This is a genomic window from Kitasatospora sp. NPDC001539, assembly GCF_040298565.1.
In the GTDB taxonomy this organism is placed as follows: domain Bacteria; phylum Actinomycetota; class Actinomycetes; order Streptomycetales; family Streptomycetaceae; genus Kitasatospora.
In genome coordinates, this window is record NZ_JBEPAK010000275.1 from 1 (window position 1) to 8,767 (window position 8,767).

Annotated in this window: 6 protein-coding genes; all 6 read right to left on the reverse strand. The window is 71.5% G+C overall.

Translation table 11 applies throughout. The features are described 5' to 3' along the window. Nucleotides 1–189 precede the first annotated feature (189 nt). On the reverse strand, nucleotides 190–1,710 hold the full coding sequence (locus tag ABT247_RS28880) for a sensor histidine kinase (protein ID WP_350748134.1): 1,521 nt from the start codon (nucleotides 1,708–1,710) through the stop codon (nucleotides 190–192). Nucleotides 1,711–2,224: 514 nt separating this feature from the next. After that, complete coding sequence (locus ABT247_RS28885) at nucleotides 2,225–3,283, reverse strand: SIS domain-containing protein (protein ID WP_350748137.1); 1,059 nt, start codon at nucleotides 3,281–3,283, stop codon at nucleotides 2,225–2,227. 273 nt (nucleotides 3,284–3,556) lie between these two features. Then, complete coding sequence (locus tag ABT247_RS28890; RefSeq protein ID WP_350748140.1) at nucleotides 3,557–4,867, reverse strand: extracellular solute-binding protein; 1,311 nt, start codon at nucleotides 4,865–4,867, stop codon at nucleotides 3,557–3,559. Nucleotides 4,868–5,326: 459 nt separating this feature from the next. Beyond that, nucleotides 5,327–6,880, reverse strand: a complete 1,554-nt coding sequence (locus ABT247_RS28895; protein ID WP_350748142.1) for a glycoside hydrolase family 3 protein — start codon at nucleotides 6,878–6,880, stop codon at nucleotides 5,327–5,329. A 6-nt stretch (nucleotides 6,881–6,886) separates the two neighbouring features. After that, nucleotides 6,887–7,714 carry a carbohydrate ABC transporter permease gene (locus ABT247_RS28900; RefSeq protein ID WP_350748145.1) on the reverse strand — a complete coding sequence of 276 codons (828 nt, stop codon included), beginning with the start codon at nucleotides 7,712–7,714 and terminating at the stop codon, nucleotides 6,887–6,889. Then, complete coding sequence (locus ABT247_RS28905; RefSeq protein ID WP_392894459.1) at nucleotides 7,711–8,739, reverse strand: carbohydrate ABC transporter permease; 1,029 nt, start codon at nucleotides 8,737–8,739, stop codon at nucleotides 7,711–7,713. Before ABT247_RS28905 ends, ABT247_RS28900 begins: the two co-directional genes overlap by 4 nt. Nucleotides 8,740–8,767 lie beyond the last annotated feature (28 nt).

An 8,767-nucleotide genomic window follows, 5' to 3' on the forward strand; every position in this document is an offset into this window, starting at 1 on the left:
TCCGATCTGCCGGAACGGGTTGAGAGGCCCTGTCGACCCACCCCCCCCGGTCGACAGGGCCTCGTTTCTGTTTCCGTCGGGGTCGGCCGTTCGGTCCCCGCCGGCTGCGCGGCGCCCGAGGCGCAGGGCGCGCGGGGTGCGCACCCGGCGCTTCCACTGGGCGCACGCCCCTGCCGCGCACCCGATGCATCAGCGGACGGGGATCTCCAGGACCACCTTGGTCCCGCCGTTCGGGCCGGCCACCATGTCGAACGTGCCGCCGAGCTCCCCGGTGGCCAGCGTGCGGACGATCTGCAGACCGAGGTTCCCCGCCGTCTTCGGGTCGAACCCCTCCGGCATGCCCCGGCCGTCGTCCTGGACGGTGATCAGCAGGTACTCCTCCGGCCGGGCGCCGCCGTTCCAACTGTCCGACCAGCCCATCCCGGTCGCCGGGGCCCGGCCGCGCAGGGCGCTCACCTCCAGGTTCCCGGAGGCCGTCGGGCCGAACGCGTGCTCCAGGGCGTTCTGCAGCAGTTCGGTCAGCACCATCGACAGCGGGGTGGCCACCTCGGCGGAGAGGATGCCGAAGCTGCCGGTGCGGCGGGTCGCCACCCGGCCGTCCTGGGACAGCTCCATCACCATCGCCAGCACCCGGTCGGCGATCTCGTCGAAGGCCACCCGCTCGTCCAGCCCCTGGGAGAGCGTCTCGTGCACGATCGCGATCGAACCGACCCGGCGCACCGCCTCGTCCAGCGCGGCCCGGCCGGACTCCGACTCCATCCGGCGGGACTGCAGCCGCAGCAGGGCGGCCACGGTCTGCAGGTTGTTCTTCACCCGGTGGTGGATCTCCCGGATGGTGGCGTCCTTCGTCATCAGCTCGCGGTCGCGGCGGCGCAGCTCGGTGACGTCCCGGCAGAGCACCAGCGAACCGGTCAGCGTGCCCTTGGGCTTGAGCGGGATGGCGCGCACGGTCACCACTCCGCCCTGCGCCTCCACCTCGGTCTGCCGGGGCGCCCAGCCGCTGGCCAGCTTCACCAGCGCCTCGTGGACGGCCGAGCGGGACGGCGGCGCGAGGTCGGCGGTGGTCCGGCCGAGGTGGCTGCCCACCAGGTCCGTGGTGAGGCCGAGCCGGTGGTAGGCGGAGAGGGCGTTCGGGCTGGCGTAGGTGACGATGCCGTCCGCGTCCAGCCGGATCAGGCCGTCGCCGACCCGGGGCGCGGCGTCCATGTCGGCCTGCTCGACGCCGGGGAACGGGAAGCTGCCGGCGGCGATCATCTGGGCCAGGTCGGAGGCGCTCTGCAGGTAGGTGAGTTCCAGCCGGCTGGGGGTGCGGACGGTCAGCAGGTTGGTGTTGCGGGCGATCACCCCGAGCACCTTGCCCTCGCGCCGGACGGGGATGGACTCGACCCGGACCGGGACCTCCTCGCGCCACTCCGGGTCGCCCTCGCGCACGATCCGCCCCTCGTCGAAGGCGGCGTCCAGCAGCGGACGGCGGCCGCGCGGGACGAGGTGGCCGACCATGTCGTCCTGGTAGGAGGTGGGGCCGGTGTTGGGCCGCATCTGCGCCACCGAGACGTAGCGGATGCCGTCCCAGGTGGGGATCCACAGCACCAGGTCGGCGAAGGAGAGGTCGGAGAGCAGCTGCCACTCCGAGACCAGCATGTGGAGCCATTCCACGTCGGCCCCGGTGAGGGTGGTGTGGCGGCGGACGAGTTCGTTCAGCGAGGGCACATGGCGAGCGTAGCGCCGCCGGTCGGGGCCGGGCGCGGCGGACCGGAGGGCGGACCTCCGGAGGCGGGCGGGGCCGGGCAGGGGCGGGGCCGGGGCGAGCGCCCGGCGGGGCCGGGCAGGGGCGGGGGCGGCGCGGCTCCGGGGCCGTCCGGGCGGCCAGCAGGTTGTTTAGACCAATTTCCGGTCCGGCCTGGACAACTCAGATTGGTCTAGTCCACAATGGAAGGGCACCAAGGAGAGGCCACCGCGCAACCGCCCTGACCGCGCGCGGCCCCTCCTCGGTCGGACACCGCCGAGCGAGGACCCCGCACAGTCCTCGCCCGCCCCCGGTGCCCGACGACAGCTCCGGGCTGCGGTGCCGCACGGGTTGAGGGTCCCGTGTCGGCGCCGTGGCCCGTAGTGCTGTCCGGGGTGTTCCTCCCCCGCCCCCCTTCCCCTTGACCGCGTTCCGCCGCTCAAGCGGCCGGTTCCCCGTCCACAGCCTGTGGACGGGGAACCGGCCGGCGCGCGACGCTCAGTGGGTCTCGGTGACCTTGGCCAGGGCGCGCGGGGCGTCCGGGTCCTGGCCGCGGGCGATGGTCACCTCGTAGGCCAGCTGCTGCAGCGGCAGGATCTCCAGGATCGGCTGGAGCTCCTCGGGCACGCCGGGCGGCAGCGCGAAGCCCGCCGAGGCGGCGTCCACCTGGGCCTGCTGGCCGATCACCACGAGGTCCGCACCGCGCCCGCGCAGCCGGTCCAGCACCGGCTGCAGGGCCTCGCCGCCCTTGCCGTCCGGAACGATCGCGATGACCGGGGAGACGTTGTCCACCATGGCCAGCGGACCGTGCAGCAGGTCGGCACCGGAGAACGGGCTGGCCGGGATGTACGTCGTCTCCATCAGCTTGAGCGCCGCCTCGCGGGCCGTCGGGTAGCCGTAGCCGCGCGAGGTGATGACCAGGCGCTGGGCGAAGCGGTAGCGCTCGGCCAGCGCCCGCACCTCGGCCTGCCGCTCCAGCACTCCGGCGGCCAGGGCCGGCAGCCCGGCGGCGGCCGACCCGTCCCCGCCGCGCAGACCCTCGACCAGCAGGTAGAGCGCCAGCAGCTCGGCGGTGTAGGTCTTGGTGGCCGGCAGCGCCTTCTCCGGTCCGGCCAGCACGTCGATGTGGAACTCGGAGACCTCGGCCAGCGGTGAGTCGGGGTTGTTGGTGACGGCGAGGGTGATCGCCCCGGCCTCCCGGGCGGCCTTGGTGGAGGCGACCAGGTCGGGCGAGCCGCCGGACTGGCTCACGGTGACGGCCAGGACGTCGGTGAGGTCCGGCTTGGCGCCGTACGCGGTGATGGTGGACATCGAGGTCAGGCCGGCCGGCTTGCCGAGCAGGATCTCGACCAGGTACTTGGCGTAGAGCGCCGCGTTGTCGGACGTGCCGCGCGCGGTCAGCAGGACGAAGCGGGGGCTGCGGGCGGCGATCGCGGCCGCGATCCCGCGGATCTTCGGCGCGCCCTCGTCGAGGATGCGCCGGAGGACGGCCGGCTGCTCGGCCATCTCCGCCGCCATGATCCGGCCGGGGACGGAAGCAGTCTGCGGGTCGGACATCTGGGTGTGCCTCCGATGAGATGGGTCGACCCCGTCCGGGCGGTCGCCCGACGGGGACCTCTACGGCGGCGAGTCCGCACACTCGCTGCGGCTTGCTGGCTTGCTGGCTTGCTGGCTTGCTGGCTTGCTGGCTTGCTGGCTTGCTGGCGCAATCCTACGAGGGCGCCTGCGGCCGAGCACCCCCGAAGCGCCCGGCCGCACGGTCCTCGCGGCGGTCCGGCGAGGGCGTGCGGCGGCGGGCGGGGCGGCGGGCCGGGCGGTGGCGTTCCGGCGTCAGGACGCGTTGTTGATCAGCTGGTCGATCGCGGCGTCGGCGTCCTTGGTGGCCTGGTCGACGGACTTGCCCTTGAGGATCGCGGCCAGCATGTCGGGAATGATCTTCTGCTTCTCCACCGCGCCCCAGCCGGGGGCCAGCGGGGTGAACCAGGCGTCCGGGACGGCGTTGGCGGCCGCGGCGGTGGTGGCCTTGTTCTTCAGCGGGTTCAGCTGGGTGAGGTTGTTCGGCAGGATGTCCTTGTCGGCCAGCGCCTGCTCGGACTTGGCGCTGGTGAACATCCGGATCCAGTCGGTGGCCGGCCCCGGCTGTGCGGACTTGGCGGTGACCGCGAGGTCGGAGCCACCGATGAAGGTGGGCAGCGGCTTGCCGTCCGGGCCGGGCATGGTGGCCACCTTGACGACGTCCTTGAGGCTCGGGTCGCCGGTGACGGGCGCGGTCACGCTGGCCGCCTCGAAGCCGTTGCCGTAGAAGGCGGCGGCGTGCCCGCGGGCCATCGACTCGAACTGGTTCTGCTCGTTCACCGTCAGGTCGCCCTTGTTGTACTTGCGCACCAGGTCGACGAAGTGGCTGATGCCCTGCTGGGACTTGGGGTCGTGCAGGGTGCCGTGCCAGTTGCCGGAGCTGTCGAACCTGGCGATGCTGCCGCCGTACGCGGCGACGTAGCTCATCGCGGCGTACCAGTACGGGCCGGGCAGGTACAGCGGCGAGAAGGTCCGGTCGGACTTGCTCCGGTCCGCGATCCGGTCCAGTGCGGCCAGCAGGTCGCTCTCCGTCCTCGGGAAGTCCGCGCTGCCGGTGGCCTGCTGGAAGGTGGCGGAGTTGTAGACGGCGACCCGGGCGCCCGCGTAGTACGGCACGCACCACAGCTTGTCCTGGTAGGTGCAGGTGTTGGCGAGCGCCTTGATCCAGCTGTCGGAGTTGTCGAAGGTGGTGCGGTCGACCGCGGCGAGGGCGCCGGACAGCACGTACTTCATGGTCTCGGTGTTGCCGAGCTCGACCACGTCGGGGGCGTTGCCGGCGGCGAGGGCCTTGTCGAGCTTGCCGACCTTGTCGGCCCAGCCCTGGTAGGCGAGCTTGAGGCTGACGCCCGGGTACTTCGCCGCGAACTCGTCGTTGACCCGCTGCACGAGGTCGGGCCAGTTCTTCTGGGCGTCGTCCATCAGCCAGACGGTCACGGTGCCGGTGGCGGACTTCGGATCGGCGGAGGATCCCCTGCCGTCCGCCGAGGGCGAGCCGGACGAGGAACAGGCCGTCAGTCCGGCCGCCAGGGCGGCGATCGCGAGCGCGGACACGAGCTGACGCTTCATCACGCCATCCTCCGAGGGTTGTTCAAGAACGGTGGTGCCCGCCGACAGCGTGATTGGCGCCCGCGGCGGAGAGTCCGGGCGGGGCGGCGAAGAGCGTCGAGGAGGGCGCGATACCAGATCCGGCGACGGTCACGTCCCAACCGGATGCATGGACTCTGGCCTAGACCAAGTGCGGTGTCAACGGCCAACAGGCCTTGTCACCAAGGCCGTTGCAGAGCCGTTGTACCGCGTGGCGATCAGTCGCCGGGTCGTCACCCTCAGTGGGACTTAAGGGCGATTTAAGCCCCTCTTGAGGGAGCACCGTCATATCGCTGACGATCACTCAAATCTCCTGCCCCGAAGGGGGAAACGGATCGGGAACGGGCCGGACAACGGAACGGGCCCGCCATGCGCCATGCGCATGACGGGCCCGTCCACCGACGCCCCCGGTACCCCGCCGAAGGCGTCGCGTCCGTCGGTTCAGCCGATCGCTCCCGGCTGCCCGGTGAGCACCTCCACGGCCGCCAGCCCGCAGACCCGGGCGGCGCCGTGGGTGGAGATGTGCAGCGCGCCGATCGGCTCCGACTGGGGCAGCCCCATCTCCACCACCGCGGCGTCCGGCCGGGCCGCCACCAGTCGGCCCAGCGCGGCGGACATCCAGGCGTGCCGGTGCGCGTCCCGGACCACCAGCACCAGCCGGCGGTCCTCGGCGCCGGCCACCACCTCGGCGACCAGGGCGTCCAGCAGTTCGGGGGTGGCCTCGGCGGCCGACACCTCGCGGGTGCGGGTGCCGGGGAAGCGGTCGGCCAGCATGCCGGCCACGCCCCAGGGGGTGACGTCGCCGACCGCGATGTTCGGCTCGTCCGAGAACGAGGCCACGTACGGGCGCTCGCTCACCGGCAGCACCTCGCGGCCCGGCGCCCGGACCACCCTCAGCGCCCGGCGCGCGGCCCGCAGGCCGACCGCGAGGTCCGGCTCCGCCCGCTCGCCCTGGGCCGAGATCCGGCCCCAGCTGCCCAGCGCCCGGACCCGGTCGGCCGCGTCGGCCAGCCGCTCCTCGGAGAGCCTGCCGGAGCGCACGCCCGCCACGATGGCGTCGCGCAGCATCAGCACCGTCTCCTCGTCGGCCAGCCCGCCGCCGACGCAGATCGCGTCCGCGCCGGCCGCCAGCGCCAGCACGGTGCCCTGCCCCATGCCGAAGGTGTCGGCGATGGCGCCCATCTCGATGGCGTCGCTGACGACCAGTCCCTGGTAGCCGAGGCCGCCGTCGGCCGGGGCGGCGCGCAGCAGGTCGCGCAGCACCGTCGGGCTCAGGGTGGCCGGCAGTTCCGGGTCCAGCGCGGGGATCATGATGTGGGCGGTCATCACGGCCTTGGTGCCGGCCGCGATCGCGGCCTGGAACGGCACCAGGTCACGGGCGCGCAGCACGTCCAGGTCCACGTCGATGACCGGCAGGCCGTGGTGGGAGTCCACGGCGGTGTCGCCGTGGCCGGGGAAGTGCTTGGAGCAGGCGGCCACGCCGGCCGACTGGAGGCCCTCCACCCAGGCGGCGGTGTGCCGGGCGCACAGCTGGGGGTCGGCTCCGAAGGAGCGGACGCCGATCACCGGGTTGCGCGGGTTGGAGTTGACGTCGGCGGTGGGCGCCCAGTTGTAGTTGACGCCGGCCGCGGCCAGCGCCCGGCCCAGCTCGCGGGCGACGTCCCGGGTCAGCGCGGGGTCGTCGATCGCACCGAGCGCGAGGTTGCCGGGCCAGGAGGAGCCGGAGCCCGATTCCAGCCGGGTGACGTCGCCGCTCTCCTCGTCGATGGCGATCAGCAGGTCGGGGTTCTCCGCGCGCAGCGCGCGGGTGAGCGCGGAGAGCTGGTCGAGGTCGACCACGTTGCGGTCGAACAGGGCGACCGAGCCGAGCCCGGCGGCCAGGTGGCGGCGCAGCCACTCCGGCGGTTCGGTGCCGACGAAGCCGGGCTGCAGGACGGTCAGGGCGTCGCGGTGCAGCTGGTCGCTGTCCGGGGCGGTGGGAACGAGGATGCTCACGGTGGCTCAGCCCTTCACGGCGCCGTCGGTCAGACCGCCGACCGCCTTGCGCTGCAGGAAGATGAACAGGATCAGCACGGGGATGGCGAACATCGTGGAGGCCGCCATGGTGGCGCCCCAGTCGTTGCCGAAGGCCGTCTTGAAGGAGGACAGCCACAGCGGGAGGGTCTTGCCCTGCTCCTTGTTCAGCCACAGCACGAGCGGGAACTCGTTCCACGCCGTGATGAAGCCGAACAGCGAGGTGGACATCAGGCCCGGGGCCAGCAGCGGGAAGATCACCTTCACGAAGGCCTGGGTGCGGGTGCAGCCGTCGACCATCGCCGACTCCTCCAGCTCCTTCGGCACCGCGGCGATGAAGCCGCGCAGCGTCCAGATGGTGAAGGGCAGGATCATCATCATGTAGAAGAGGGTCAGCGGCACCAGGCTGTTCAGCAGGTCGTTGTCCCGGGAGATGATGTACGCCCCGACGGTCATGACCTCCCAGGGCGCCATCTGCGCCATCATGATCACCAGGACGAAGGTCTTGCGGCCGCGGAACCTCATCCGCGCGATCGCGAAGGACGCCAGGGTCGCGATCACCAGCGAGATCAGCACCGCGCCGACGGTCACGGTGATGCTGTTGGTGGTGTACGTCCAGAAGTCCGGGGCGTTCACCGCGGTGGTGAAGTGCTGGAAGGTCCCGTCGAAGGGGACGAAGACCGGCGTCTTGCTGATGATGTCGCGGTCCTGCTTGAACGCGGTCGCGATCATCCAGTAGACGGGGAAGATGAAGAAGACGATGAGGACGACCGCGATCACGTTCGGCCAGGTACGTCCGAAGAGAGAGCGCCTCACAGCTCGTCCTCCTGCTTGATCATGATGCGGAAGTAGTACGCCATCAGCACGCCCAGCATCAGGATGGTGAGCACCGCGATCGCGGCGCCGACGCCGTAGTGCTGGCTGCCGGAGCCCTCCAGGAAGGCGTGGACGGGCAGGGTCCGGGTGAGCTTCTCGGGGCCGCCGCCGTTGATCGCGTAGACCTGGGTGAAGGACTTGAACACCCAGATGACCTCGAGGAAGGTCGTGGCCAGGAAGAACGGCTTCAGGTTGGGGAAGATCACCGCGCTGAAGATCTTCAGGGAGCCGGCGCCGTCCATCCGGGCGGCCTCGTACAGCTCCCTGGGGATCGTCGTGAGCCCGGCGTACATGTTGAACGCCACGAAGGGGATCGACATCCAGACGATCAGCAGGATGACGACGAAGAAGGTCGAGTACTCGTCGCTCATCCAGTTGTAGTGCGCCATCGAGTGCCAACCGAGCTGGTCCAGGAACCAGTTGACGACACCCCACTGCTCGTCGAACAGCCAGGTGTAGACGGTGGTCGCGGCGACCACCGGCATGGCCCAGGCCATCAGCAGCGCGATCGACAGCGCCAGGCGCATCTTCTTGCCCAGGTGGTTGAGCAGCAGGCCGGTGAGGGTGCCGCCGACCATGATCAGCACCACGTTGACCAGGGTGAAGGCGACGGTGCGCCCGGTGACCGACCAGAACTCGGGGTCGGTCAGCTGCTCCTTGTAGTTGTCGAAGCCGGTCCACTCGGTCAGGTGCATGACCAGCTGGCGCCGGTTGAGGTTCTGGAACGACAGCAGGACGGTCTTCAGCAGCGGCCAGCCGAGCAGCAGGATGGTCGCCACGACGGCCGGCAGCAGCAGCAGGTACGGGGCGAGGCGGGAGCCGAGGCCTGGCCCGCCCGCGGATCTGGGGCGCTTCGGCGCGGCGCCGCCGGCTCCGCCGCCGCCGGCGCTGGTGTCATTGCCGGCCACCGCGGCCTCCCCTGGCTCCGGGGACCGCGTCTGCACCCGCTCCGAATGCACAGCCATCGTTCTCACTTCCTCACAACCCGGCCAC

What these genes read in the sequence shown, in the direction of transcription:
- ABT247_RS28885 (WP_350748137.1), bottom strand. Translation starts at nt 3,283, where the DNA reads ATGTCCGACCCGCAGACTGCTTCCGTCCCCGGCCGGATCATGGCGGCG.
- ABT247_RS28890 (WP_350748140.1), bottom strand. Translation starts at nt 4,867, where the DNA reads ATGAAGCGTCAGCTCGTGTCCGCGCTCGCGATCGCCGCCCTGGCGGCC.
- ABT247_RS28905 (WP_392894459.1), bottom strand. Translation starts at nt 8,739, where the DNA reads ATGGCTGTGCATTCGGAGCGGGTGCAGACGCGGTCCCCGGAGCCAGGG.